Origin of the sequence: Chryseobacterium indologenes (genome assembly GCA_016025055.1) — a bacterium.
Taxonomy (GTDB): Bacteria; Bacteroidota; Bacteroidia; order Flavobacteriales; family Weeksellaceae; genus Chryseobacterium; species Chryseobacterium indologenes.
On the sequence record CP065590.1, the window covers coordinates 2589174 to 2614179 of the forward strand.

The 25006-nt window shown below is 37.0% G+C and carries 23 protein-coding genes and 3 pseudogenes; 19 read left to right on the plus strand and 7 right to left on the minus strand.

Annotation, left to right across the window (positions count from 1 at the left end; translation table 11 throughout):
* Nucleotides 1–227 precede the first annotated feature (227 nt).
* Entirely contained in the window at nt 228–449 is a 222-nt protein-coding gene (locus tag H3Z85_11865; GenBank protein ID QPQ50232.1) for a phosphate ABC transporter substrate-binding protein, read from the plus strand.
* 1012 nt (nt 450–1461) lie between these two features.
* On the opposite strand, the gene H3Z85_11870 is transcribed toward H3Z85_11865, so the two are convergent.
* Both H3Z85_11870 and H3Z85_11875 read right to left on the minus strand, forming a co-directional pair.
* A complete protein-coding gene (locus tag H3Z85_11870) occupies nt 1462–1800 on the minus strand; it encodes a helix-turn-helix domain-containing protein (GenBank protein ID QPQ50233.1) in 339 nt (112 codons plus the stop codon).
* 11 nt (nt 1801–1811) lie between these two features.
* Nucleotides 1812–2243, minus strand: a complete 432-nt coding sequence (locus H3Z85_11875; protein ID QPQ50234.1) for a transposase — start codon at nt 2241–2243, stop codon at nt 1812–1814.
* 628 nt (nt 2244–2871) lie between these two features.
* On the opposite strand from H3Z85_11875, the gene H3Z85_11880 reads away from it, so the two are divergent.
* The 10 genes from H3Z85_11880 to H3Z85_11925 all read left to right on the plus strand — a co-directional run bounded on the left by H3Z85_11880 (nt 2872) and on the right by H3Z85_11925 (nt 11795).
* A complete protein-coding gene (locus H3Z85_11880; GenBank protein ID QPQ50235.1) occupies nt 2872–4410 on the plus strand; it encodes a SulP family inorganic anion transporter in 1539 nt (512 codons plus the stop codon).
* A gap of 264 nt (nt 4411–4674) precedes the next feature.
* Nucleotides 4675–5343, plus strand: a complete 669-nt coding sequence (locus H3Z85_11885; protein QPQ50236.1) for an HAD-IA family hydrolase — start codon at nt 4675–4677, stop codon at nt 5341–5343.
* A 6-nt stretch (nt 5344–5349) separates the two neighbouring features.
* On the plus strand, nt 5350–6174 hold the full coding sequence (locus H3Z85_11890) for a phosphoribosyltransferase family protein (protein ID QPQ50237.1): 825 nt from the start codon (nt 5350–5352) through the stop codon (nt 6172–6174).
* Complete coding sequence (locus tag H3Z85_11895) at nt 6164–6721, plus strand: TerD family protein (protein ID QPQ50238.1); 558 nt, start codon at nt 6164–6166, stop codon at nt 6719–6721. The genes H3Z85_11890 and H3Z85_11895 overlap by 11 nt, the downstream gene beginning before the upstream one ends.
* A gap of 2 nt (nt 6722–6723) precedes the next feature.
* Nucleotides 6724–7899 carry a toxic anion resistance protein gene (locus H3Z85_11900; GenBank protein QPQ50239.1) on the plus strand — a complete coding sequence of 392 codons (1176 nt, stop codon included), beginning with the start codon at nt 6724–6726 and terminating at the stop codon, nt 7897–7899.
* Between the two features lie 106 nt (nt 7900–8005).
* Nucleotides 8006–8863, plus strand: coding sequence for a hypothetical protein (locus H3Z85_11905; GenBank protein ID QPQ50240.1), 858 nt, complete (start codon nt 8006–8008; stop codon nt 8861–8863).
* A gap of 72 nt (nt 8864–8935) precedes the next feature.
* Nucleotides 8936–9544, plus strand: a complete 609-nt coding sequence (locus tag H3Z85_11910) for a TerD family protein (protein ID QPQ50241.1) — start codon at nt 8936–8938, stop codon at nt 9542–9544.
* Between the two features lie 89 nt (nt 9545–9633).
* Nucleotides 9634–10674, plus strand: coding sequence for a TerC/Alx family metal homeostasis membrane protein (locus H3Z85_11915; GenBank protein QPQ50242.1), 1041 nt, complete (start codon nt 9634–9636; stop codon nt 10672–10674).
* A 175-nt stretch (nt 10675–10849) separates the two neighbouring features.
* Entirely contained in the window at nt 10850–11377 is a 528-nt protein-coding gene (locus H3Z85_11920) for a TetR/AcrR family transcriptional regulator (protein QPQ50243.1), read from the plus strand.
* A gap of 4 nt (nt 11378–11381) precedes the next feature.
* Nucleotides 11382–11795, plus strand: coding sequence for a nuclear transport factor 2 family protein (locus H3Z85_11925; protein ID QPQ50244.1), 414 nt, complete (start codon nt 11382–11384; stop codon nt 11793–11795).
* An 80-nt stretch (nt 11796–11875) separates the two neighbouring features.
* Here H3Z85_11925 and H3Z85_11930 read toward each other — a convergent pair whose 3' ends face one another.
* Nucleotides 11876–12889, minus strand: coding sequence for a catalase (locus tag H3Z85_11930; protein ID QPQ50245.1), 1014 nt, complete (start codon nt 12887–12889; stop codon nt 11876–11878).
* A 363-nt stretch (nt 12890–13252) separates the two neighbouring features.
* Between H3Z85_11930 and H3Z85_11935 the strand changes: the two are divergent.
* The 5 genes and pseudogenes from H3Z85_11935 to H3Z85_11955 all read left to right on the plus strand — a co-directional run bounded on the left by H3Z85_11935 (nt 13253) and on the right by H3Z85_11955 (nt 17180).
* Nucleotides 13253–13686 (plus strand): annotated as a pseudogene (locus H3Z85_11935) (FKBP-type peptidyl-prolyl cis-trans isomerase).
* 155 nt (nt 13687–13841) lie between these two features.
* A pseudogene (locus H3Z85_11940) lies at nt 13842–14791 on the plus strand (hypothetical protein).
* A gap of 66 nt (nt 14792–14857) precedes the next feature.
* Nucleotides 14858–15268, plus strand: a complete 411-nt coding sequence (locus H3Z85_11945) for an Rrf2 family transcriptional regulator (GenBank protein QPQ50246.1) — start codon at nt 14858–14860, stop codon at nt 15266–15268.
* A 61-nt stretch (nt 15269–15329) separates the two neighbouring features.
* Nucleotides 15330–15983 (plus strand): NAD(P)H-binding protein, encoded by a 654-nt coding sequence (locus tag H3Z85_11950; protein ID QPQ50247.1) that lies wholly within the window; start codon nt 15330–15332, stop codon nt 15981–15983.
* A gap of 21 nt (nt 15984–16004) precedes the next feature.
* Nucleotides 16005–17180, plus strand: a complete 1176-nt coding sequence (locus H3Z85_11955) for an MBL fold metallo-hydrolase (protein QPQ50248.1) — start codon at nt 16005–16007, stop codon at nt 17178–17180.
* A gap of 252 nt (nt 17181–17432) precedes the next feature.
* Here the strand turns inward: H3Z85_11955 and H3Z85_11960 are convergent, their stop codons facing one another.
* Nucleotides 17433–18452, minus strand: a complete 1020-nt coding sequence (locus H3Z85_11960) for a peptidoglycan DD-metalloendopeptidase family protein (protein ID QPQ50249.1) — start codon at nt 18450–18452, stop codon at nt 17433–17435.
* A 223-nt stretch (nt 18453–18675) separates the two neighbouring features.
* Between H3Z85_11960 and H3Z85_11965 the strand changes: the two genes are divergently transcribed.
* A complete protein-coding gene (locus tag H3Z85_11965; GenBank protein QPQ50250.1) occupies nt 18676–19716 on the plus strand; it encodes an NAD(P)-binding domain-containing protein in 1041 nt (346 codons plus the stop codon).
* A gap of 78 nt (nt 19717–19794) precedes the next feature.
* Here H3Z85_11965 and H3Z85_11970 read toward each other — a convergent pair whose 3' ends face one another.
* The 3 genes from H3Z85_11970 to H3Z85_11980 are packed head-to-tail and all read right to left on the minus strand — an operon-like array spanning nt 19795 to nt 22523.
* Nucleotides 19795–20571 carry a hypothetical protein gene (locus H3Z85_11970; GenBank protein ID QPQ50251.1) on the minus strand — a complete coding sequence of 259 codons (777 nt, stop codon included), beginning with the start codon at nt 20569–20571 and terminating at the stop codon, nt 19795–19797.
* Nucleotides 20572–20582: 11 nt separating this feature from the next.
* A complete protein-coding gene (locus H3Z85_11975; protein QPQ50252.1) occupies nt 20583–21404 on the minus strand; it encodes a hypothetical protein in 822 nt (273 codons plus the stop codon).
* 12 nt (nt 21405–21416) lie between these two features.
* Nucleotides 21417–22523 (minus strand): hypothetical protein, encoded by a 1107-nt coding sequence (locus H3Z85_11980; protein QPQ50253.1) that lies wholly within the window; start codon nt 22521–22523, stop codon nt 21417–21419.
* 514 nt (nt 22524–23037) lie between these two features.
* On the opposite strand from H3Z85_11980, the pseudogene mqo reads away from it, so the two are divergent.
* Together mqo and H3Z85_11990 are read left to right on the plus strand one after the other, a co-directional pair.
* A pseudogene (mqo, locus tag H3Z85_11985) lies at nt 23038–24544 on the plus strand (malate dehydrogenase (quinone)).
* 60 nt (nt 24545–24604) lie between these two features.
* Complete coding sequence (locus H3Z85_11990) at nt 24605–25006, plus strand: hypothetical protein (protein QPQ50254.1); 402 nt, start codon at nt 24605–24607, stop codon at nt 25004–25006.

Below are 25006 nucleotides of genomic sequence, written 5' to 3' on the forward strand. Positions count from 1 at the left end.
AGACCTTCTTCGAATCCAAACTGACAGAGTCTTTCATCAGATTGTCCGGTAGTATAACCAATGCCGTAACTAAGAGTTTCATCGTCAACTTTTAATTGAATTATCATTTACTCTTAGAATAAATTGCTTGGTTTTTTATAAAAAATAAGTAGATAAAACTAATAGCTATGAGTCATCATAAACCTAATGTAAAGGGAGCATTGTATTGAGGTTAATACTCAATATTTATGAAAAAAGCTAAAAGGCTAAAGCAAAAATTCGGATTCAATACCTATGGGTTAATTGATTTTCCGAAGAAAATATCCGGGGTGCAGATCTCCAGAATTTTATATGGAACTGAATTGGGATGTTCATACTGTTTTCCACACGGTATCGAAGTGGTAAACGCAACATATACCAAATACCGGAGAAACTGGAAGAAATACAGAAAAACCCAATGGAAAAATTAAAAGAGTAAGTGTCGTAAAACAGAGATCCTTCGTGGGAACGGTAATACAGGTTCGAATCCTGTTCTGCAATGGCAGATAGTAGAATGGTAACACGCCGTTAGTAAGCCTCTGTTTGACGTATTACCTTGCTTCAACATACTCAGGTGTCGTTTTTTGGAATCATACTTCGATTCACACCATCCGGTCACAGGTTCGATTCCTGTCATTCCTGCTGTAAACGGAATGTAGCTCAGCAGGTGGAGCAGATGGAAAAAGAAAGATTCCGCCACTATTACCCTGATTGTATAAAAGAGTGCCGTAGAAAAGGCTTACTTCGGTAAATCTTATGATATTGGTTCGACTCCAGAAAGATCATGAAAGAGATCTGTAAAAGTCTTTTCACAGCTTGCCTCTTTATTATTTAAATATATTGATTAGCATAGAAAAACATAATCAGGTGTCGTCTCAGAATCATACTTCGGATTGAGTAAACATTGGGTCGCAGGTTCGAATCCTGCCTTTTCCCTCGAAAAGGAGAAGTAGCTCAGCAGGTAGAGCAAATGCACGAACGATTCTGGCCTTATTACCTTGGTTAAAAAAATAAACAAGTGCCGTAGAATAGTGTTACTTCGATCATCACGACGGGGACACGGGTTCGAGTCCCGTCTCTTCCACCGAAAAGACACAAGTGTCACAGGAAGAGTAGCTCAGTGGGGTAGAGCACGACATTACATATTCAGTGATTGCCTTGGTTTAAGATATATGGAAGCCGGAAGCGGGAAAATGGAAATCATCTTTGTAACATAATTTTCTAGCGGTAGGGAAGGGTAATTCCTGAAGACCATTACAACGTCCATTCTTTCCGCCTCCGGCCTCTTTTTAAAAAATAAAGTGTCGTTAGGAAGAAATCCATCGTACTCAATTGGGGAGGAATAGCGTAGCTGATCTTTACGGCAAGGCTATCCGGTTCGACTCCGGCTAACGTGAGCCCCGTTTTTTTCTTATTATTACCTTTACAAAAAAATGCCGGTATTTATTGACCGGCATTTTTTGTTGTATTCTCTAGCTCTTCTTCAAACATTGCTCTCCATTTTGCTAGGGTCGTTCTGCTTATTTTGTATTTTTTAGACATATAGCTTGTAGAATGACCATGCTTTTTTTGATATTGAAGCAACTTAAGCATTGTCTTTTTATCATATGTTTTAAGCTTTTGATTTTCTTTGGAAGGCTTAAAAAGTTTATCATTAAACTTTAAAACATCTTCTGTAGTAGAAAGTTTTTCTAAAAGTTCTTTTATTTTTGGATCTTTTAATTTATCAGGATACTCCATTTTCAGCATATCCTGATAAATCTTTTTATAATTGGGCCGCATGCATATGGTGTTTATCCGTTGTTGGTATTATCTGTCTTTTGAAGCCACCTGTGAAGGGTGCTTTTAGGAATTGAGTATTCCTTGATGACATCACTTTGAGTCATTTCTCCGGACAGAATTCTCTTCATAATAAAATCCTTAATTTCCTGAGTGTAAATGTTCTTTCTGAAATAAGGAATTTTTTCAGATTTCTGTTGATTTTTATGAACGGCTGCCGGAGGAGCATATAAAATTAAATGTGAACTATAGAGCCTGAAAAAATCATATTCCAATAATTTGCTCCACCTTAGAAGAAGATCAGCATCCAGTGACGCGCTGTTGTACATCTTTTCAACAGATTCTTCATCTTTACCCAGGAATTTACATATCCTCTCCATTGGTACTTCATTTTCATCAACCCTCTCCTTAATAAACTTTCCTATATGGATCTCTTTATATAACATTTATTGAATATTATCTTTTATTAAACTAATGCAACGAAACTAAAAAGGTAGTATATCATTATGTATTGTAGGACATAATTCAATTTTTTTTTGAAATTGCGAAAAGTGAAAATTATTCAGGAATCATAGAATACTTTAATAAAAAATGAAATTTCCGGGAAATTTCCGGGATAACTTAACTTCTTAAAAAAGATGTATTCATTGTTGCTTTAATACATGGAAATATATTCCTTATTATTGTAATGGGTTCATAACTTTCTTCTCCTTCAAACTTCTTTTTTCTTACCATTTGTGTAAATAATATATTACCTATTAAAGTTCTGTCATGCAATTCTATTTTTTAAACGGTGATTTATTGCCGGGCTGTATGTGTTGACAACCAGTAGATTATGCTTTGTTTTTTTAATTCGCAATAAATAATCTGCTTAATGAGTTTCAAATTTAAACAAAAATTAAAAGCGGAATATGAATATTTACAAAAAAGTGGGTTTATAATCAAATTTTAATTAAAATTAACATATTATGTAAGCGGATGTGTGAATTATTTTGATAAGTTGAAATTATTTTTAAAAAAAGTGAAAATAAAAAAATTGTATAGAATTGCGTAAGTGTATACCTTTGTAGCTCAATGAAAAATACGATTACCTTATCCGATTTCCCCAAAAAAATAAACTACAAAAATGAATTGCTGGCAGGTTTTACCGTAGCCATGACGATGATTCCGGAATCTCTTTCATTTGCTATTCTGGCAGGGCTATCACCACTTACAGGACTTTATGCCGCATTTATGATGGGGCTGGTCACAGCTGTTTTTGGGGGACGACCGGGAATGGTTTCAGGAGGAGCAGGAGCTACCATCGTTGTGCTCATTGCGCTGATACAATCTCATGGAATAGAATATCTTTTTGCCACAGTAGCTCTGGCAGGGATTCTCCAGATGCTTGTAGGAATTTTTAAACTGGGTAAATTCGTGAGACTAATACCGCAACCGGTAATGTATGGTTTTCTGAACGGTTTGGCCATTATTATTTTTATGGCACAGATTGAGCAATTTAAAATTACCGATAGTACCGGGGCTACAAGTTGGCTGCAAGGAACCTCTCTATACATTATGGGTGCATTAACAGCGCTTACGATTGCCATTGTCTACTTTTTTCCGAAGCTCACAAAAGCAGTTCCGGCTTCACTGATTGCTATTATGGTGGTCTTTGCGATCGTTTTAGGTTTCCATATCAATACAAAAACAGTAGCGGATATTGCTCATATCAGCGGGAGTCTTCCCGTTTTCCATATCCCTCAGGTACCTTTTTCATTGGAAACTTTACAGATTATTTTTCCTTATGCGATGATTATGGCCGGAGTTGGTCTTATAGAATCTCTTCTGACCTTGTCCATGGTAGATGAAATTACCAATTCAAAAGGAAACACCAATAAAGAATCTATAGCACAGGGGCTTGCCAATGTGACCAATGGTTTTTTTGGCGGAATGGGAGGTTGTGCGATGGTAGCACAAACCCTGGTCAATCTTAACGCAGGATCCAGAGCCAGACTTTCTGGTATTATTGCTTCGCTGATGATTTTAATGATCATCCTGTTTGGTGCTCCCGTTATAGAAAAGATTCCCATGGCTGCTTTGGTAGGAGTGATGATGATGGTGGCAATCAGTACATTTCAATGGGTGTCCATCAGAATTGTTAATAAGATGCCGAAATCTGATATATTTATCGGAATTACCGTGGCGTTGATTACGGTTATCCTGCACAATCTTGCATTGGCCGTTTTGATCGGGGTTATTATTTCCGCATTGGTTTTTGCGTGGGATAACGCCAAAAGAATCCGGGCTAAAAAACATACCGATGAACATGGAATTAAACATTATGAAATATCCGGGCCTTTATTCTTTGGTTCAGTTACAGCATTTGCCGATAAGTTTGATCCGATGAATGATCCCGAGGAAATTGTTGTTGATTTTAAAGAAAGCCGGATTGTGGATATGAGTGCTATTGATGCTTTGGATAAATTATCAAAGCGTTACAAACAAATGAATAAAACCGTCTATCTGCGCCACCTGAGTGAAGATTGCCGGAAAATGCTGAAGAATGCAGAAGCCGTAGTAGAAGTCAATATTCAGGAAGACCCGACGTATAAGGTCATGCCGGAAAGATAAGGAAAGATCAAAGTGAATCCTTTAAGTAATAATTCACGTATAAATATTGCATAAGAATGGGATCGTATCATTTTACGGTCCTTATTTTTTGTCTTTGTATTCTCTTTTTAAATCATAAAATATCTTAAAACAGAAAACTAAAGTAATGCATTTATGATAAAAATTTTATCTTTGGGAAGAATAGAAAATTAAACACTTTTTGATGGAAAAATATGAGTAAATCTTTTTCAACAAAAGCTACATAAAACTATTAACTGAAACATATTGAAAACAGATATCGACATTCACAACCACTGTCATTTTTCCTTTGACTTGTGGCTCACTCTAATCAAATCTCATCCCGAATTTAAAGCAAAAAGAGTTGAGCTGTTCTCCTCATTTTTTGAGGTTAACAAACCTATGGATGAAGTTGCAAAAACCGTAAAATATTATGATGATCTTTGCAATACGATCAATGAGATCACAGGAGGAAATATAGATACTTTTGAAATATATCTGATGATTCTGGGAGCTCTGGAAGTGGATGTAAAACTTTTAAACAAAGAAAAGCTTAACGAATTTTATTTGAAAAGTGAAGATTTGTTTTTACAATATAAGCCTGTTGTTATTTTTGAAAATATACATGATGTTTTTGACAATATTAAAAGTCATGGGAAGACGATTAATATTCTGAGCAACACAGGATTTATCAAAGGTACGACGATGAGAAAATTTCTGATTCACGAAAATCTCGATCAGTATATTGATTTCCATATCTATTCTGATGAAATCAACTGTTCCAAACCGAATCCCCTTATTTTTCAGGAAGTGAAAAATCAACTGAAAGATCAGGATCTGCCTCTTGAAAAAATTTTGCACATCGGAGATAATCCCATTGCAGATTATAAAGGAGCTCAGGACTTCGGTTTCAGTGCACATTTACTTAAACACTAATATAACATGAACAAAAGATACAGCTTACACCACATTCATTCGGCGGATGAGTTTAGTTTTTCACCGGCTGAATACAGCTATTTCAAATATGGCGATAAGTCGTATGCTGAAAAATTTGCAAAAGAATTATTTGACGGATTTATTTCCGGACATGAGAACCTTTTAGAAACAGATAAAGAAATTGTAGTGTTGCCAAGTCCATACATGGCCATTCCTACGGCTTCCAACTTTTTATGTTTTTTCTTCAAAAAACATCTTGATTTTTACCTTTTTCAAAAAGGGAAAAAATCAAGCATTTTATCAAAAATCAACAGAAATCATACCTACATCACAGATTACGGGAATCTTAGCTTTGAAGACCGTAAAAATCTGATTGCCAATGATACTTATTATATCGATAAGGATTTTTTGAGAGGAAAACTTTGTATTTTTATAGACGATATCAAAATCACCGGTAGCCATGAATATACAGTCAACAGAATCCTGGATCAATATGACGTGGAAGCAGACTTTATGTTTATGTATTATGCAGAATTAATGAACTTTGATCTTGACCCGAAGATTGAAAATTTTTTCAATTATTACGCAGTACAGGATGTAAAAGATGTTGCAGAAGTAATGCAGAAGCCTAATTTTGAGTTCAATACAAGGATTGTAAAATATATTTTAGGCCTGGATTCAAGTAATTTTGACTATCTTACGTCTAAAGTAAAAAAAGAGCAGATGGATCTTCTGTTGGAGTTGGCCATCAGCAACAATTATCATTTAATAAAAGAATATAAAAATAACATCAATACTTTAACACAAACGGAATTATATTATGGCTATTAACTTACAAAAAGGACAAAGAGAAAACATCAACGCACCTAAATTCACTGTAGGTTTAGGATGGGATATCAATAATACTTCTACAGGAACTGCTTTCGATCTTGATGCATCTTTATTTTTGTTGGGAGATGATAAAAAGTTAGTGTCAGATAATCACTTTATTTTTTATAACAACCTTGAATCTCCGGATAAAGCAGTTGTTCACACAGGGGATAACCTTACCGGTGAAGGCGCAGGAGATGACGAGCAGATCAAAATTGATCTTACAAAGATTGATGCTGCCGTAAAAGAAATCACTGTGGTGGTAACGATTCACGATGCAGATGCAAGAAGACAGAATTTTGGACAGGTAAGAAATTCTTTTATCAGAATTTTCAATACAGATACGAATGAGGAAATCTTAAAGTATGAACTTGACGAAGATTTCTCAATCGAAACAGCAGTAGAATTCGGAAGAATCTACAACAGAAACGGAGAATGGAAATTTGAGGCTGTAGGAGCAGGACAGAGAGACGGCCTTGAGAAATTTGTATCAATTTATCAGAAGTAATCATGGACAATCAGGAAAATCAACCTATAGATCCGCTAGGATCCATCGAACCTCTCAGAACATTTGAACCTACACCCATGGTTCCGCCAACACCGGCTCAGCCTGCTCAAAATGCAACGCCGGCAGTTCTTGTAGACAGAGAGGGAAATGTAAACTTAACTCAGCTACAGACTGAAGAACGCCAGAAATATGAAGTTCTCGCCAACTCCATCGATGAGGCGAATCCGGGTTCTATTGTGAATTTCGGTGCAGAACTTCAGAAAACCTTAACCAATCAGAGTGACAGCTTTTTAGGAAATGTTAGAAGATCAAACTCCGGTGAAGTGGGAGGGCTTATCAATGACCTTTTGGTAGAGCTTAACTATGTGGACGTAGAAGAGCTTAACGGAAATAAAGTAAAAAGTTTCTTAAGCAAATTACCCTTCATGAAGAAGGTAATGACGCAGGTGGAAAATTTATTTGCAAAATATGATAAGATCATCAACAATATCGAGCAGATCTCTTACAAAGTGAATGCAGGGATCATTACTTCAACAAAAGATAATGCCGTTTTGCAGACTATTTTTGAAAGCAATGTGAACTCTATTAAGCAGATTGAAGATCTTGTCATCGCCGGAAATATCAGAATGGAAAGAGCTGCTGTTGAGCTTGCGCAGATGGAAGCTAATCCTCAGAATTTCCAGGATTATCAGATTGCAGACAAAAGAGATTTTATCGCAAGATTAGACAGGAGAATGGCTGACCTGAAAGTTGTGCGCGTCATCATGATGCAGTCACTTCCACAGATCAGACTTGTTCAGAATAATAATGTTTCAATTGCAGAAAAAGCACAGACAATTCTTACGACGACACTTCCTGTATGGAAAAATCAGCTGTCACTGGCTGTAGCAATGTACAGACAGCAGCAGAATATTGAAATCCAGCAGAAAGTTTCTCATACAACAGAGGAGATCTTAAGAAAGAATGCTGAACGCCTTGGTCAGAACTCTATCAATGTTGCCAGAGCTAATGAACAGACTATCGTTTCTGTAGAAACATTAAGGGAGACCACTTCAATGCTGATCAATACCTTGAATGAAGTAAAACAGATTCAGAAACAGGGTGCAGACAACAGAAGAAAGCTGGATCAGGATCTTCAGACATTGGAACATGAATTAAAAGCAAATGTCAGAGGTTAATTTATAGGATGCAAAGGTGGGGGATGATGCAGCAACCATATGGTCACAGAGCAAAAGAAGATTAACACGGCTTAAGCTTCTCGCCAATTTTTTTGAACATATTGACATGATATCGATTTATATTAAAACCGATATTATCCACAATTTGTTCCAGGAAAATACGACCCTGGATTACAATAAACTGGAGCTTTTCCACCTGCAGTATACCGACAGTCTCATCGAACTTCTGACCAAAATTAAAAGGCAGAAGGAAAACGAAATGCTGGCTGTCATTAATGAAATTGACATCAACAATAAATATATTTCAGGTTTCGAAGAAAGAAGAGTCGATAGTTTTGAAACGGACCGTAAAATGTATAGCGGTATATTTTCACAACATCTGAAAACCGTGTATAAAGATCTCACAGAAGATATTTTCACGGCCAACTGGGATAATGTCCTGTATTTTCATAAGAAATATGCACAGGAATTTTACAGGACAGATGTAGATGAATCCCTGTTGAAAACCGGAAATTTTCCGGCTTATCAGTATAAAGATTATTCTATTGAGAGAAAGCTGTTGGGAAGACTCAATATACAAAGCTTTAAAGTACGTTTTGTATGTGGTTATCTTATCGGAACCCATGATTATGAGCTTTTCAAAATCTTTCAGTCGGATGATTATTTTGTTTTCAGTGTAGACGAAAGGAAATTATATCTTTTCGATAAAGATCTTGATCAACTGGATATTTCTGAAAATCAGTCGAACCAAACAACCATTATCGATCAGCTGAAAAGAAAGAATGAACAACTCGAAAGCAGTATGAACGAAAGAAAACGAATTGTACCGCCAGAAGTAGAAGGCGTTTTGAAAGACTATCTCAGAAACCTTGAAAATATTGATATTATGAGTAAAATATTTGACTTTAATGAAGAAACAAATATTCTGCGTGCAATGCTTAATTTAAATTTAAATAATAACTAAAAGGTAGATTGTAAAATAGTATTTTGCTTTTTCACTTTTTTGAACCAATAAACAACAACAAAACATAAAAAAATGGCTATCAACTTACAGAAAGGTCAGAGAATTAACCTTAAAAAAGAAAACGGAGCTGAGCTTTCCCAGGCTTGTGTAGGAATCAACTGGGGAGCAATTGAAAAAAAAGGATTTTTCGGAACTAAAAAAGAAGCAGTAGACTTAGATGGAAGCTGTATTTTATATGATTCAAACAAAAATGTAACGGAAGTAATTTATTTCGGTAACCTAAAATCAAGAAACGGTTCTGTAAGACACAGTGGAGATGACCTTACCGGAGATGTTGACGGAGATGACGGACTGGATAACGAGGTGATCACTGTAGATTTCAGCAAACTGGAGCCTAATGTAGAACACGTTGCCATGGTTCTAAACAGTTACAGAGGTCAGGATTTCGGAACGATTCCTTTCGCTTCTATCCGTATTTACGAAGGAACTCCTACCAATGTAAAAGAAGTTTTTGCAAAATATGATATTGCGAACGATGCTTCTTTCAGCGGACATGTTGCCATGGTTATGGGAGTATTCTACAAAAGAAACGGAGAATGGAAATTCAATGCCATCGGAGATCCTACTGCTGACAGGAAGCTGGAGCAGACAGTGCAGACGGTGCAGATGAATTATTTGTAATCAATTATCAATCAACAGATAAAATAAACAGCAATATTTGTACCTTGTACACTTATTGCTTTTATCATATATAATAACACATTAATCAAGTGGAAAAACATCAGAGTATTTTAGAACTGCACCCGGGGCTGGTGTGGGGATTTGCGGTAACGGTCGTTATCATGCTGCTCCTGGATTTAGGAGTATTCAACAAAAAAAGTCATGAAGTTTCATCCAAAGAAGCTACCATCTGGACCATTGTATGGATTTCGTTGTCTATGGTTTTTTCAGGGGTAGTATATTGGGTTTTCAATACAGACGGAACCCCGGAGAGCCATGCGCTGGCTGTAGAGAAATTTACACAATACCAGGCGGCCTATTGGATTGAAAAAGCACTTTCAGTGGATAACTTGTTCGTATTTATCCTGGTCTTCGGATTTTTTAAAGTGCCCAAATTTCTTCATCACAAAGTCCTTTTCTGGGGAATCATCGGTGCATTGATTTTCAGAGCGATATTTATTTTTGCAGGAGTAGGGCTTATCAACCTGACTTATCTTCCTGAAATGCATATTTTCGGAGAAGCAGTAAAAATCAACATTGTAATGACCCTGTTCGGATTGTTCCTTGTGTATGCAGGGATCAAATCATGGGGAGACGGTGATGATGACGATGACGAAGACTACAGCAATACTGCAGGAGCAAAATTGATCAAGAGCTTTTGGAAAGTTTCAGATAACTACGATGGGGACAAGTTCTTTACCATTCAGAACGGAATCAAGATGGCAACACCACTTTTAGTAGTAGTGGGAGTTATTGAGTTCACAGACGTTCTTTTTGCCGTAGATTCCATCCCTGCGATCTTTGCTATTTCGGATGACCCGTTTATCCTGTATACGTCGAATATCTTTGCGATCTTAGGTCTTAGATCACTGTATTTCCTATTGGCCAATTTTATTCACATGTTCAGCAAACTTCCGTATGGACTGGCAATTATCCTTTCATTTATCGGAGTTAAAATGTTGATCGCCCCTTGGTATCACATCTCATCCCCGGTTTCACTAGGAATTGTAGGTGGAGTATTGGTTATTTCCGTTATTCTGTCTATTATGTTTCCTGATAAAGAGGAAGAAAAAGAGAAGCTGGAAGAATAGTATATACTGTTTAATATATAAAAAGCCCCTGAGAATCAATCTTAGGGGCTTTTTGTGGAATATGGGATAGAAACAGGAGACTGGAAGAGGGAAGAGGCAATTATCTTTTCTATTTAGACAGACAGGTTTGTCTATTATGTATTTTTGTCTTACATTTGCTCTACAATAAGATAATATGGCGTCACCAAAGGAGAGAATAGTAGCAACAACTTTTGACCTGTTTAGCCAGCAGGGATATAATTCTACAGGTATTAATCAGATTATTGCAGAAGCAGAAGTCGCGAAAGCGAGTTTTTATCAGCATTTTAAATCTAAAGAAGATTTGTGTGTAGCATTTCTCAACGTGAGACACGAATACTGGTTCAATGAGCTGATTAATTTTTCATCCCGGGCGACAAGCCTTCAGGATCAAATAATAAAAGTTTTTGATTTCCTGATCTATATGAATGAAAAGGAGCATTTCAGGGGATGCAGTTTCCTGAATATTCTATCTGAAATTCCTGCAGACAATGTTAAAATCCTGGAGGTCATACAATCTCATAAGGCAGATCTCCGGAATTACTTTTTAAAATTGTTGAAAGATGACGTAGTATCCGATCATATCTACATGCTTTTTGAAAGCAGTATTATTGAGAGCCAGCTTTTTAAATCCAATGAACTGATTGAAAAATCAAAGAAAATAGTCATTCATTTAATACCTTAATAGTATGGAACAGAAACATCCGCTTCCGCCGTTCACCTTAGAAACGGCTAAAGAGAAAATTCAACTGGCAGAAGATGCCTGGAACAGTCAGGATCCTGAAAGAGTTTCCAAAGCATATACCGTCAACAGTGAGTGGAGAAACCGGGATACTTTTGTGACAGGACGGGAAGAGATCATCGCATTTCTTCAAAAGAAATGGGAAAAAGAGCTGCATTATAAGCTTAAGAAAGAATATTGGGCTCATACCGGTAACCGTATTGCCGTACGTTTCGAATATGAATACCAAACCAAAGAGGGGAACTGGTTCAGGGCTTACGGAAATGAAAACTGGGAATTCGATGAAAACGGGTTGATGGCCAAAAGGTACGCAAGTATCAATGATCTGGCAATCCGGGAAGAAGACAGAAAGTTCCGGTAAATAGCTTTTTGCCACGAATGCACAGGCGGATTATAAAGTATATTTATGGCTTAGATTTCGTAGACTGAACAGCACCAGGTTTACAACTCCGTACCCTTTCCATGCAGGAGTTTATTGATTTTTCTCCTTGTCTGTACAGATACTTTATACGCTTCATCACGTAATTTCTGGATTTTGCCCACAGGTTGAAAAATAGCTTTGCTCTCAAATGGATTAAATGACAGCAGCTCATTACTGCAGATACGCGGATCCAATAATGAATCTTTGTTTATTTTCACTTCACCAATTTTAAGATAAGGAGAATTTTTCCATTCTACATTCAGTTTGTTGATGGGCTGGTCTTTGAGGTCATAACAAAATTGAATAAAAATATCTGCCGTAAAATCTGTCGTTTGAAAATAATTCCGCAATGTCTTTTTTATATTTTGTTTCTTCCCGATATTCTTGTCCACAGATTGAGGTTCCAGCTTAATTTTAATCATATAATCTCCGAGACGATAAGCCCCGACAGAATAATAATCAAAAGACAACAGAAAATCATTCCGTTTTTGAAAAAGCTTCAGGATGTTTTTGAAAAAGCTACCCGTTACAACTGAGGGTATTATTTTGATCATCTGTGCTGCAATAGAGAACAGACTGCTTCCTTTTTTGATGTAAGAGCGGTTAATGGCCGTAAAAAGTTTCAGAAAAGTAGAAACCGAGTTAATAGGAAATAATGGAAAATTAACCAGAGGAAAATTGGCCAGTAATCCTCCTTTTTCATCCTTGATCTGTATTGCAAAACCATAAGCCGGGATATCTTTCCTGGAATTCTTAATTTTCAGTTGGGCATTTGAAAACCTGATCATAATATCAAACTTCTCATTATCAAAAAACGGCTGTACCCATTCAGGGATATTTTTATCTACCCAAAATGTACCTTTCGCCACCGCATAGGTTTTTGCATGGGCATTTCTGGTAGCATAATTGACGTCACTGATAGAGGAAGATTGTTCAACGAAATCTGCTATAGATTGTTTGTTAATCTCTAGGAGTTCTTTTTCTTCTTCATTCAGTTCGTCGAACTTCTTATTATATTTTAGTGGATCTGGCATTTAGTTTTTAAATTCAATTATAACGCCAAGTTTCGGATTCTGTGTTAAGAGAGTATTACAATTATTTGAATTTTATAGATAAGAAAATATGAAATACTCAAGATATCATTTTAAAGCTTGTATATTTGGAATTAATAATTGTTTAAAAATTTGATTTTCAGAATGTTTTGTGATGTTGAACTTTAGTTTTCATTTTCGGCGGGGTATCAATAATTCCAGGCAATACGAATACAGTAAAACATAAAATAATTGATTTTTATATCAATTTTAGGTATCAATAAGGTCTTTAAAAGCAAAATCAGTGGTTGGTTGGGTATTTAACCTTAATGCTAAAAAGCACTATCTTTGTAAAAAAATAAAATTATGGGAGTAGCAGACATGTTATTTAAACGTAAAAAAGAATTGGCAGAAAAGAACCTGAAAGATGGTAAAGAATATATGGAAGAATATGGTAAGAGAGAAACGGTAGTTGAATTACCAAGCGGCTTACAATATGAAATCATCACAGAAGGAGACGGTGCAAAACCGGGACCTAAATCTACAGTAAAATGCCATTACCACGGAACTACAATTTCCGGAAAGGTATTCGACAGCTCTGTAAAAGAGGAACTCCTGCATCTTTTCCATTGAACAGAGTAATTGCAGGGTGGACGGAAGCTCTTCAGCTAATGCCTGTAGGAAGCAAATGGAGATTAATCATCCCTCCGCATCTGGCATATGGAGATCAGCAGATCAGCAAAGAAATCGGCCCCAACTCTACATTGGTCTTTGAAGTAGAATTGCTGGATATTAAATAGTACAGCTTAAAAATAGATTAAAAATTTACCTGACATCAGGTAAATTTTTTTATTTGTATTATCTTAGTGTTGATCAATTGCAATAGAAAATCAATTGTTCCTGAATATCAATCTGTTTGCAATGGGCAGCTGTATGGCACAAAAAATATGACTGAATGAAAAAACTTTTTTATCTTTTTATTGTTTTTGGTCTGTTGGTTTCTTGTGTTTCCAAGAAAAATCAGGCTATTAAACAAAATATTCTCACCCTTAAGGACAGTTACTGTAAAGCTCCTTTCAAGTACAATTACAGCAATAAACTTCCATCCTACAATTCAGATTCAATTTTAGAAAAGAATAAAGATCTGAAGACTATGTTTTCTGATCAAAGCATTTTAATTCTGAACGCTTTGAACAATCTTGATGAGGTTCATAAAATTGTTGAACTTAAAAAGATTCATCTTTGGCGTCCCAGGTTAAAATCCTGCAGCTTAAAACGAAAATCAACAGCAGAATTACCATTGCTTTAACCGAGCTTGATGCCGTAGCGGCAGAGTTCGACTGTGAAGGGGAAAGGGTAGCACAGATCGGAAATTATGTGGATAACCTCAACTCCTCAAGAAATAATAAACTTATTTTATATTCAATCATTGCAGGTGCAGCTTCCTCTATTGCTGGAGGAATTGTAAAAAGCGACGGATGGGATAATGCGATTGGCATCGGAGGAGGTATCCTGGGAGCCGGGTTTGGATTGGCAACACTCAATCCCAAAGGCAAAAAAGTAGAGTTTATCCATCAGAGAAATCTTTTAAGAGACATATGGCGGGAAAAACTGGAGTCTCCGAACTTCCCACCATTTATCTGGTACATGTATACAGAGAAAAAGTTTTCTAACAGGGAAGAGCATTCCATCATCAGTAACATGAAAACAAGATGGCTACATTACCAGTTTGATGATAATAAAACGGCTGCCGATCAGTCAGTAATTTTCAGTGACGGGGGATTTTACCGGGCAGATGACCTGCATAACCGCGCAGCTATGCTTAACCAGATGCAATCTGCAACGCGAACGATCAATCAAAACATCAATTATTTACTGTTAGATTTAGACAAATTAATACTTTAAGAAAAAATTAACTGTAATAAAATTTGTTACATTTGAAAAAAGTTATATCTTTGCCATGTAATTGAAATGAATAATACAAGATTTGCTACGGCAGTACATATTATGACCTTATTGGCAAAAAGTCCTCAGGAGTGGCTTACTTCTGAATGGATGGCGGGTAGCATTAATGTCAACCCGGTCATTGTACGCAAAGAAATCAGTGTATTGAGGGAAGCAGGTTTGATTGTAAGCAGACAGGGAAAAGAAGGTGGCAGCCAGCTTGCAAAAAATGCGGAAAGCATTACTATTTCACAGATCTACAGAGCAGTGAAAAATACCGAAGTATTAGGAAAGAAAAATCAAAATCCTAATCCGGCATGTAGTGTGGGAAAAGAAATTAATATTCATTTAAATACTTTATTTGAAGAAACAGATCAATTGGTAACACAATTTTTAGGCGATAAGTCATTACAGGAATTTACCGACCAGTTCGACTAAAATTTTTTACCTATAAATGTAACAAGATTTATTACAATTTAATTTTTAAAAATAAAACATTATGAAAAAAGTAGCAGTAATCGGAGCAACCGGATTTGTAGGAACACAAATAGTAAATGAACTTGCTCACAGAGGCTATACAGTTGAAGCGTTGGTAAGAGATGCATCGAAGGTAAAAACACAGGAAAATGTAACCGCAAAGAGCGTTGATGTAAACAATGTAAACGAACTGGCAGGCGCTTTAAAAGGTAGCGATGCTGTAATCAGTGCTTTCAACGCAGGTTGGACGAATCCTAATCTTTACAATGATTTCTTACATGGGTCTGAAAATATTGAAAAAGCCGTAGAAGAAGCAGGAGTAAAAAGATTAATCGTTGTTGGTGGTGCAGGCAGCCTTTATACACCTGATAATGTTCAAATTGTAGACACACCGGACTTTCCGGATGCTTACAAACCGGGAGCAACCGCAGCAAGGGACTATTTAAATAAAATCAAAGAAAACAACACTCTAGACTGGACTTTCTTTAGCCCTGCTGTAGAAATGAATCAGGCCAACGTAGGAGAAAGAACAGGAAAATACAGAACTTCACTGGAAACTCCCGTATTTGATGACAATGGAAGAAGCCGTCTTTCTGTAGAAGATGTAGCCGTAGTTTTAGTTGATGAATTGGAACAAAACAACCACATCCGTGAACGTTTTACAGCAGCTTACTAATTTTTAATCTAAAAGAACAAAATGTTAAAAAAGAAATTATTATCGTTGATCACAGTACTGAGCTTCGTCAGCTTGGTGTGGGCAGGGAATCTGAAAGTGAAGGTGTATAATCCGGGAACAAAAGCGATTTTTCCCATTACCTCTACTATTATTTATGGAGATAAAGATGCGATACTTGTTGATGCACAGTTTCAGAAGCAATATGCAGAACAGCTGGTAAAAGAAATAAAGGCTACGGGTAAAAACCTTACCACCGTTTTTATCTCTCACAGTGATCCGGATTTTTACTTTGGACTGGATGTGATTAAAAAAGCTTTCCCGAATGTGAAAATTATTTCAACAGCACAAACAGCCTATCTGATCTCAGCTTCAAAAGATGATAAATTGGCGGTATGGAAGCCACAGTTGAAGTCGGATGCTCCTTCTGAGATAATTGTTCCGGAAGCAGCAGTTTCAATTCCTGATCTTGAAGGAAATAAAATTGAAATCAAACAAAATCCTGAAGATCCTGCTCACAGTTTTCTCTGGATCCCATCAATCAAAACAATTGCCGGAGGAATTTCTGTTTCTGTAGATTCGCACCTTTGGATGGCAGATACACAGAATGTAAAGGCTATTGATCAGTGGATCGGTCAAATTGATGCTATGAAAGCACTGCATCCTCAGCAGGTTATACCTTCACACTTCGCAAAACAATCCTTAGCTCCTCAATCGCTTGATTTTGTGAAAAGTTATCTTGAGAATTACAGGAAAGCCGTAACAGAAAATAAGACGACACCTGCGATTGTAGATTTTATGGTTAAAAAATATCCGAATCTTCCGGGAAAAGATGAGCTTGAAATGGGAGTGAAAGTCTTCCGCGGAGAAATGGATTGGGATTTAAAATCTCCTTATCCCGCTATCGGCAGAAAGGTTGAAGTAGATTTCGGAACAGTGAAATTTGTTCTTGATTTTAAAGACAACAAAACCATGACATTTATAGGAACGGAAGGAAGTTCAAAGAACAGTACTGATACGGTAGAATATACAGCCGTTGAAGTAGCCAGAAATGTTTTTATGGTGTATTGGCATGAGCCTCATCTCGGTTTTAATGTAACCCATATTCAGGATTATAATAAAAATATTGTTTATTCTAATATTGCCGGTCCTGACGGGACATTTACACATCCTAAAGGAACTATTAAAATTTTAAAATAAAATCTCGGCTGCCTCTGGCAGCCGAGATTTTTGAATAAATTACTCCTCAAGATTAACCTTAAATCTTCATCCAATCAGCCGGCTGATTGTCTCCTTAGCTCACTTAAAATTATAGGAAGGTTTATAAAAACTCTGCGTCGAACCTATCTCCCACGGATTCCTCAGATATATAAGAATCTGCAAAATCAACCCAATCAGCGACAGAATAATTAAATAGCATAAAAAAGCTGCCTCATCAGAGACAGCTTTCTTTTATAGATTCATAAACAATTTCGGATTCACCGGAGTATTGTTTTTGTGTACTTCATAGTGAAGGTGAGGCCCTGTAGATCGTCCTGAGTTTCCTGATTTGGCAATTACCTGACCTACTTTCACTTTATCATTTACTTTAGAAACAAGTTGTGATAAATGTCCGTAAAGGGTGGCTAGCCCGTTTCCGTGAGAAACGATGACACAGTTTCCATAACCTCCCTTTTGCCCGGAAAATATTACGGTTCCGGCTGCAGCAGCTCTTACGTCAGATCCAAAAGCAACAGCAATATCCAGTCCTTTATGGAATTGCATCTGGTCTGCCTCAGCAGGCGGATTGTTCTTCTCAGCAGGACCAGCTTTTGGGGCATTGGTAGCAACAGTTTGAGCGGTTGTTTGAGCTGTCGGCGCAGAAGCCACCGGCGCAGCTTTTGGAGTTACCATTACTTTTACCTCCCTTTTATTTCCGTAGCTGTCGGTTAGTTCAACAATTTTTTCAACAGGTTCAGCTTTGACTTCCGGTTGTGGAGCTGCTACTGCCGCTGTTGAGGTTGAATGAGATTTCACCGAAGCGTAGACTGTTTTAAACGGAATAGGATTTTTTCTCACCCCAAAGTTTGATGAAATATAGCCGTCTGTAGGCATTCCCAGCGGTACCTCCATCAATTTTTTCTGAAGGTCCATTAAGTATTGACTATATCGGTTGGCTTGCTTGAAAAGGTAAATGGAATTTGAAATACTGTCCTGGTCGAGCATCATCAGCTTTTCATTAGAAATATCTTTGGATCTGAGGAAAGAATTCAGCTGACCAACGGTCTGATCTACCAGAGTAAGATCAGTTTTCATTTTTAAATAATCTACACTGTCTTTTTCAGTGTTTATTTTCACAAGGTTTACTTCATAGTTCTTGTCATCTTTTTCAGAAAACAGTTTGGCAATAAAGATACCTTGGCCAAAAACTACTAGTAAAAGTCCTCCGAGAAGAATATTTACGTTCTTTTTGCTGTTTAGAAATTTTTTCATATTTCTTCAGTATGGGTAAAACGGTTTTTTTAAGACTGCAAATTTACATAAAAATAATCTTTGGTGATTATTCTTAAGTAAAATTCAGTTTTTTCTGTATCTAACGTCAGATTTTATATTTAATTGTGTATGCATAGCATTTTTTTAAGAATATGGTTTTTATCATATTTTCGAGCCCTGTGTTAAATCTTTGTTTAATATATTTGCAGTTCACATTCCAATTATGGCTAAAAAGAAAATAATTTCAGAATCTTCGAATCCAAAAAAGAATAAAAAGGATGTTTCTGTTGGGGTAGTAGGAAGCGGAAGTTTTGCTACTGCTATCGTAAAAATGTTGGTTGAAAACTGTAAAGTAGTACATTGGTGCGTAAGAAGTGAGTTTGTAAAAGGGGCTATTGAACTTCGTGGGCATAATCCTACCTACCTTACTGCTGCCCACTTTAACCTTAAAAGTTTAAAACTGACGACAGATATCAATGAGCTGGTCTCTGCCTGCGATGTCATTGTCTTGGCAACACCTTCGATTTATCTTTCGGATGCGTTGGATAAAATGACGTGTGATTATTCAGACAAAATTTTTGTTTCAGCTATTAAAGGGATTATTCCGAGAGTAAATGATGTGGTTGCTCATTATCTTCGTGATGAATTTAAAATAGGATTCAGAAATCAGGCTGTAATTGCCGGTCCTTGCCATGCAGAAGAAGTGGCAATGGAGAGGCTGTCATATCTTACGATTGCAACAGTAGAAGACGAGATCGCTGAAAAGCTTGAAAATGTTTTCAGTTCAGATTTTATTAAAGTACATACGAGTAAGGACATTTTAGGTAACGAATACAGTGCTATTCTTAAAAATATTTTTGCCATTGGAGCGGGTATTGCCAGTGGGTTAGGATATGGAGACAACTTTACGGCAGTCTTTGTGTCTAATGCCATCCGTGAAATGGAAACTTTTCTCGAAGCAATTTATGAAGCTCCCAGAGATGTAAACGAAAGTGCTTACCTTGGAGATCTTTTGGTAACGGCCTATTCTCTTTTCTCAAGAAACAGGAACCTGGGTAACCTTATTGGAAAAGGATACACTGTAAAATCAGCTATTCAATCCATGAATATGGTGGCAGAAGGGTATTATGCTGCTGACTCGATTTATAAAACAGCAAAGCAGAAGAATCTTAAGTTACCTATCATTGATACTGTTTATGCTATTTTATATGAAGGTAAAAATGCAGAGAAGCAATTTAAAAAACTGACGGCAAAGCTGAATTAAAAAAATAAGGTCCTGCAGTGAGAACCTTATTGTAAAATATATCTGAAACTTAAGCATTCCTCATATGCTTAAGTTTTTTTATTGACTCATTTTAGTAATAATAAGAGCCAGTGAGGATCTTATATTCAGGTTGCTGGCCGTAAATCCGTTTCCTGTATCAAATTCAAATTTTTGTCGGATCGTAGTAGGTGCTGCTAACGTTAAAAAATAACTTCCCTGGAAAAATGTGAAAGAACTTGATAACTGACACATTCTGTTCGTCTCCGTAATATTTGTACCGGTCGCCGCATTGATCATGTATGAGCGCGTACAGGTAAAATTTTGTGAAAGGTATTGGGTATTAGCCGTTCCATTATTATTACCTCCATTACTTGAATCTACAGAATAGCGAAGGATATACGTTCCGGCAGGTAATGTAATGGTCGAATTATCTGCTCCCAGTGAAGCACCGGTAATTTTATTGGCGGCTACACTAAAGTTGGCCAAAGTATTATTGGTACTTCCTGTAGGAATTAAAACACCGGAATTAATGATCAGCGACATCGCCTGAGGCTCAGAACCCGAAAGAATAGCCCGTTGCCACTGGTTCCTGATCCAAATATAGTATCCTTTCGGAAAAGTGGAGGCTCCTCCTTTGTTATAAATCATCAAACCATCTGCCGGATTGGCTATAGGAGTTGCTGTACTGTTGAGTACAGTGAGGTCATATTGAGGAAAAAGTACTCCTTTATTAGAAGAAGTGATGTCCAAAACACTGCTTGCGCTGGGGGTGCTTGTATTGATACCTACTTGAGCATTAACGGGTATGGCCAATAGTATGGTAAACAGACAAACAATATAAAAATAATTTTTCATTGTAATACTGATTATTGATTAAGAGCTGATCTTTGAATGTCAACTTTTGCATTCGTTATAATGATTTCACCATTGTTTGGAGCAGTGCCTCCGGCTCCCATCTGATAGGTGCCTCCCGCATCATGAGCGATGGAAGGAATTAATGTGATAGGAGTAGCAGAGGTAGAGACAAATGAAAAGCTCATATTGAGTGTATGCGTTTTATTACTTGCTATTGATTGAGCATTGATGCTGATGGTCTTTCCATATACATTACCCGTTACCGGATCTACCAGCCTGACCAGGTACTGATGCAAATGAACCTGGGTTCCTCCGATTCCCGCTGTTGTGCTTTCCTGGGTTGTTCTGATATTCAGACATACGTTGACTAAATAACCACTGTTTCCGGGAAGAGTGATTGCACCTGTTGCTGCATTATAAGAACCTCCGATATCATTAGACATCACAGTAAAAGCTGCATCGTTGAAGTTTTTAAATGTACCGTTCGCGAAACTCCCCAATACGGTATAATCCGTACTGCGCTGGAGCATCATATAGCTTACCAGATTATACGTATCTGCCATTTGTGTCCATTTATTGCCTTTCCATACATAAATTCCGGGGCTGATTGAATTACCTTTATTATACACCACAAGACCTTCCGCAGGATTATTAACTGGTGTAGTTTTGTTTAATATATCGATTATGTCAACTCTGGGAAGAAGAACTCCCTTATTGCTAGATTCAGATATTTCAAGCGCTGCAGAGCTGTTGATGGTTGTTTTACCTATTCCTACTTGAGCATATAGGGTCTGTGCTATGATAAATAATAGCAGGATATAACTTTTTTTCATAGGTCGGCTTTTTTAAAGTTGTGATATTTTAATATAAGACCCGTTAGCAATGACATTGACCAGGTCATAAAAGGTGCTGTTTTGCATTCTTCCTAATCTCAACCTCAATCCTCCGATGATATTACCATCAGCATTACTCGGAACACTGTAATAATAAGACCAGGTTGCCAGATGGTTTGTATTCACTTTTGAAACTATAGGAACTTCTTTTCTGGTGTTGGCACCTCCGGTGAATGTATTGGTCGTATTGTTGTACGTATCATTCGTAAAATCGATGAAATATCCCATCAGATAATAGGTGCTGCCTGACAAAGGTGCAGTTCCTCCCTGGCCGGCCGGATTCTCCTGAGGAGAATTGAGATTCAGGTTTACTTCCACCAGGTAATTTCCTTGCGGAAGAACCAGTGAATAGCCTCCCGAATTTGGGTTCTGGACAACTTTGAAACCATTGATGTTGGATACTCCGGAAATTGCAGGGGGATTTACTAAAAGCTGAGTGTTTGCACCCGCGACTGCATTGTCTAATGCAGATAGTGATCCCGTAAAATCGAGGTAAGCAACTTTAGGTGTATTTTCTGCATCAATGTTACTTTGCCATTGATTGGTTGTACTGTTGAAAGTATGCAGTGTTTTATTGTTGCTGTTACTACCTCCATTATATGCAATAAGACCATTGGCAGGAGATGCCACAGGACTGGTAGTGCTGCTTAGGTTGGCAATATTCAGATTGGGAAATAACATTCCTTTATTTCCTCCCGATATCACAACGGCAGGAGCTGTACTGTAGCCGCTTCCTCCATTGTTGATCGTTACACCCGTAATCACACCATTGGAAAGTATAGCTGTAGCACGTGCTTTGTTGCCACCGTTTACAACGGATCCTCCTCCATAGAAGTTGACCGTAGGGACAGTGGTGTATCCACTTCCTCCATTGGTAATGGTAATCCCTGTTACTGCTCCTCCTGATATGGTAGCAGTGGCAGTAGCTGGAACTCCATTGAAATTTTCGATATGCAGAATTGCACTGGGGTCCGGTTTGGACGTATTGATTCCTACACTTCCGCTTTGGGCAAATGCCACTGTTGCGAAAAACGTACACACGAAGTTAACAATTTTCATCCTTGTAATGTTTTACGAAATAATTTTAATTTAAATACACTGGAATATGGTATTTATTTATTGAAAGATACATATAAAAAACATTCTTTTTGTATTTTTTAAATAGATTTTTATCGATAAATGTGATTATTTATCAATAAAATGTGATTTTTAATCAATATTTATTAATGTTTTATCACCTTTTATTGAAAAAAAGTACTGGCGTAAAGTATTATGGTTGAAGTATTTTATATCGTGAACTTAAATAAACTTAAGTTTTTATAAAATTTTACCCTTTATGCAACCCCTTCATTAGTGAATTAAATACTTTGAAAATGTGGTATTTTTTTATTTCAAATAAGACTTCTTGTCATTGTCTTTATGAATCATTTCAATGAAACTATATTGAAACTTTCCATTGCATTTTGTTGTGTATGTAAGAAGTCGTTTTACTTCAAAAAATAACGTGTTAAAATCGTTAAACGCGTTTCTGTTTTTAAAACTTTTCCCGAAATTTGAAGTAAAATTTAAAATTATGTCACAATCGCTTACAAGCAGAACACCGAAACCTAAATATGACGTTGTACTGATAGGCGGCGGAATTATGAGCGCCACTTTAGCAACGCTGCTTCATGAGTTTGATCCCCATCTTGAAATTGCCATCTTCGAAAGACTCGGAAGATTTGCCAAGGAAAGTACAGCAGCATGGAACAACGCAGGAACTGGCCATTCGGCTTTTTGTGAGCTAAATTATACCCCTGAAAAAGAAGACGGATCCATTGATATTAAGAAAGCGGAGAGTATAGCCGAACAATTTGAAATTTCAAAACAATTCTGGGCGTATCTGGTAAGCAAAGGATACATCCAGGAACCCAAAGATTTTATCAATTCCTGTCCGCACATGAGTCTGGTATTTGGTGAAAAAGATGCAGATTACCTTAAAAGGCGCCACGATAAAATGTCTGAATCTGTACTTTTCTCCGGAATGGAATTTTCTACAGATCATGAGAAACTGAAAGAATGGATTCCTTTGGTGATGAGCAAAAGAAATAAATCTGAAGTGATGGCAGCCACCAAGATGGATATGGGAACGGATGTGAACTTTGGAACATTGACCCGAAAGATGGGAAGACATTTGCTTGAAGATTCTAATGTAGAAGTTTTCCTTTACCATGAAGTGAAAGATATTGATCCTCGCGAAGACGGAAAGTGGGAGATGAAGGTAAAAGACAGAATCCACAATCATAAGCAGGAAGTAGTAGCCGACTTTGTATTTATCGGGGCTGGAGGATATGCGCTTCCATTACTGGATAGTTCAGATATCAAAGAAAGTGAAGGATATGGCGGTTTCCCGGTTTCCGGACAATGGTTGGTAACGCACAATCAGGAATTGGTAGAAAAGCATCAGGCTAAAGTATATACACAAGCAACGGTAGATGCCCCGCCTATGTCTGTACCTCACCTTGACCTTAGAATCATCGATGGTAAAAAAGCTCTTCTGTTTGGTCCTTTTGCAGGGTTTTCAACAAAATTTTTAAAAGAAGGAAGCTACCTGGATCTGCCAGAAAGTGTAAATACTAAAAATTTAAGATCGCTTTTTGGGGCATGGTGGCATAATCTTCCTTTAACAAAATACCTTATTCAGCAGGTAGCGATGACAAAATCTCAGAGAATACAGCATTTGAGAGAGTTTATCAAAGATGCCAAAGAAGAAGACTGGGAATTGAAAGTAGCAGGACAGAGGGTTCAGATCATTAAGAAAGATGATAAATTAGGAGGAAAACTTGAATTTGGAACAGAGGTGGTAGTTAACAAAAAGGGTACTATCAGCGTCACTGTTAGGGGCTTCACCCGGGGCTTCCACTGCGGTACATGCCATGCTGACCGTTATTGAAAAGTGTTTCCCTGAGAAACTTAACGGGGAATGGAACAGCAAACTCCTTGAAATGGTACCTTCTTATGGGAAAAAGCTGGCAGAACATCCTGAGCTTACAGAGGAATTAAGAAATTATACAAAAGAAAAATTAGAATTAGAATACTAACATCAATAATGGGCAATAGGTACAAATAGTATCAATTGCCCGTTATTCATACTTATAAAAGTGGAAGAAATAGTTGTAAAACCGGTCATTGCAAAAGAGCTTCTTGAATCTCTTCAGACAAAAGTAGAAGAGGAAAAGCAGGTTATTGTTCATTGTTGTTTTCCGGCCTCACCATTTTTAGGCAATCTCATTAGAATCTGGCATTCCACTTATCTTTTTGATAACCAGTCTGAACATAGAAGTAAGCTGATTCATGCTGAAAATATTTCTATTTCCCCTTATTGGACGCCTGTTCCCTTTATGAAGGATTTCTGGTTTACCTTAATATTTTCAGGTCTTCCTAAAGATTGCAAAAGCTTTGATTTAAAAGAAGTCATTCCTGAAGAAGGCGGATTTTTTGTAGAATCAATTAAAAGGAATTCAACAGATGTGTATCGTGTGAAAATCTCAGAATCCTATTAA

What these genes read in the sequence shown, in the direction of transcription:
- H3Z85_11865 (QPQ50232.1), top strand. Translation starts at nt 228, where the DNA reads ATGAAAAAAGCTAAAAGGCTAAAGCAAAAATTCGGATTCAATACCTAT.
- H3Z85_11870 (QPQ50233.1), bottom strand. Translation starts at nt 1,800, where the DNA reads ATGCGGCCCAATTATAAAAAGATTTATCAGGATATGCTGAAAATGGAG.
- H3Z85_11875 (QPQ50234.1), bottom strand. Translation starts at nt 2,243, where the DNA reads ATGTTATATAAAGAGATCCATATAGGAAAGTTTATTAAGGAGAGGGTT.
- H3Z85_11880 (QPQ50235.1), top strand. Translation starts at nt 2,872, where the DNA reads ATGAAAAATACGATTACCTTATCCGATTTCCCCAAAAAAATAAACTAC.
- H3Z85_11890 (QPQ50237.1), top strand. Translation starts at nt 5,350, where the DNA reads ATGAACAAAAGATACAGCTTACACCACATTCATTCGGCGGATGAGTTT.
- H3Z85_11895 (QPQ50238.1), top strand. Translation starts at nt 6,164, where the DNA reads ATGGCTATTAACTTACAAAAAGGACAAAGAGAAAACATCAACGCACCT.
- H3Z85_11900 (QPQ50239.1), top strand. Translation starts at nt 6,724, where the DNA reads ATGGACAATCAGGAAAATCAACCTATAGATCCGCTAGGATCCATCGAA.
- H3Z85_11905 (QPQ50240.1), top strand. Translation starts at nt 8,006, where the DNA reads ATGATATCGATTTATATTAAAACCGATATTATCCACAATTTGTTCCAG.
- H3Z85_11910 (QPQ50241.1), top strand. Translation starts at nt 8,936, where the DNA reads ATGGCTATCAACTTACAGAAAGGTCAGAGAATTAACCTTAAAAAAGAA.
- H3Z85_11920 (QPQ50243.1), top strand. Translation starts at nt 10,850, where the DNA reads ATGGCGTCACCAAAGGAGAGAATAGTAGCAACAACTTTTGACCTGTTT.
- H3Z85_11925 (QPQ50244.1), top strand. Translation starts at nt 11,382, where the DNA reads ATGGAACAGAAACATCCGCTTCCGCCGTTCACCTTAGAAACGGCTAAA.
- H3Z85_11930 (QPQ50245.1), bottom strand. Translation starts at nt 12,889, where the DNA reads ATGCCAGATCCACTAAAATATAATAAGAAGTTCGACGAACTGAATGAA.
- H3Z85_11945 (QPQ50246.1), top strand. Translation starts at nt 14,858, where the DNA reads ATGAATAATACAAGATTTGCTACGGCAGTACATATTATGACCTTATTG.
- H3Z85_11950 (QPQ50247.1), top strand. Translation starts at nt 15,330, where the DNA reads ATGAAAAAAGTAGCAGTAATCGGAGCAACCGGATTTGTAGGAACACAA.
- H3Z85_11955 (QPQ50248.1), top strand. Translation starts at nt 16,005, where the DNA reads ATGTTAAAAAAGAAATTATTATCGTTGATCACAGTACTGAGCTTCGTC.
- H3Z85_11960 (QPQ50249.1), bottom strand. Translation starts at nt 18,452, where the DNA reads ATGAAAAAATTTCTAAACAGCAAAAAGAACGTAAATATTCTTCTCGGA.
- H3Z85_11965 (QPQ50250.1), top strand. Translation starts at nt 18,676, where the DNA reads ATGGCTAAAAAGAAAATAATTTCAGAATCTTCGAATCCAAAAAAGAAT.
- H3Z85_11970 (QPQ50251.1), bottom strand. Translation starts at nt 20,571, where the DNA reads ATGAAAAATTATTTTTATATTGTTTGTCTGTTTACCATACTATTGGCC.
- H3Z85_11975 (QPQ50252.1), bottom strand. Translation starts at nt 21,404, where the DNA reads ATGAAAAAAAGTTATATCCTGCTATTATTTATCATAGCACAGACCCTA.
- H3Z85_11980 (QPQ50253.1), bottom strand. Translation starts at nt 22,523, where the DNA reads ATGAAAATTGTTAACTTCGTGTGTACGTTTTTCGCAACAGTGGCATTT.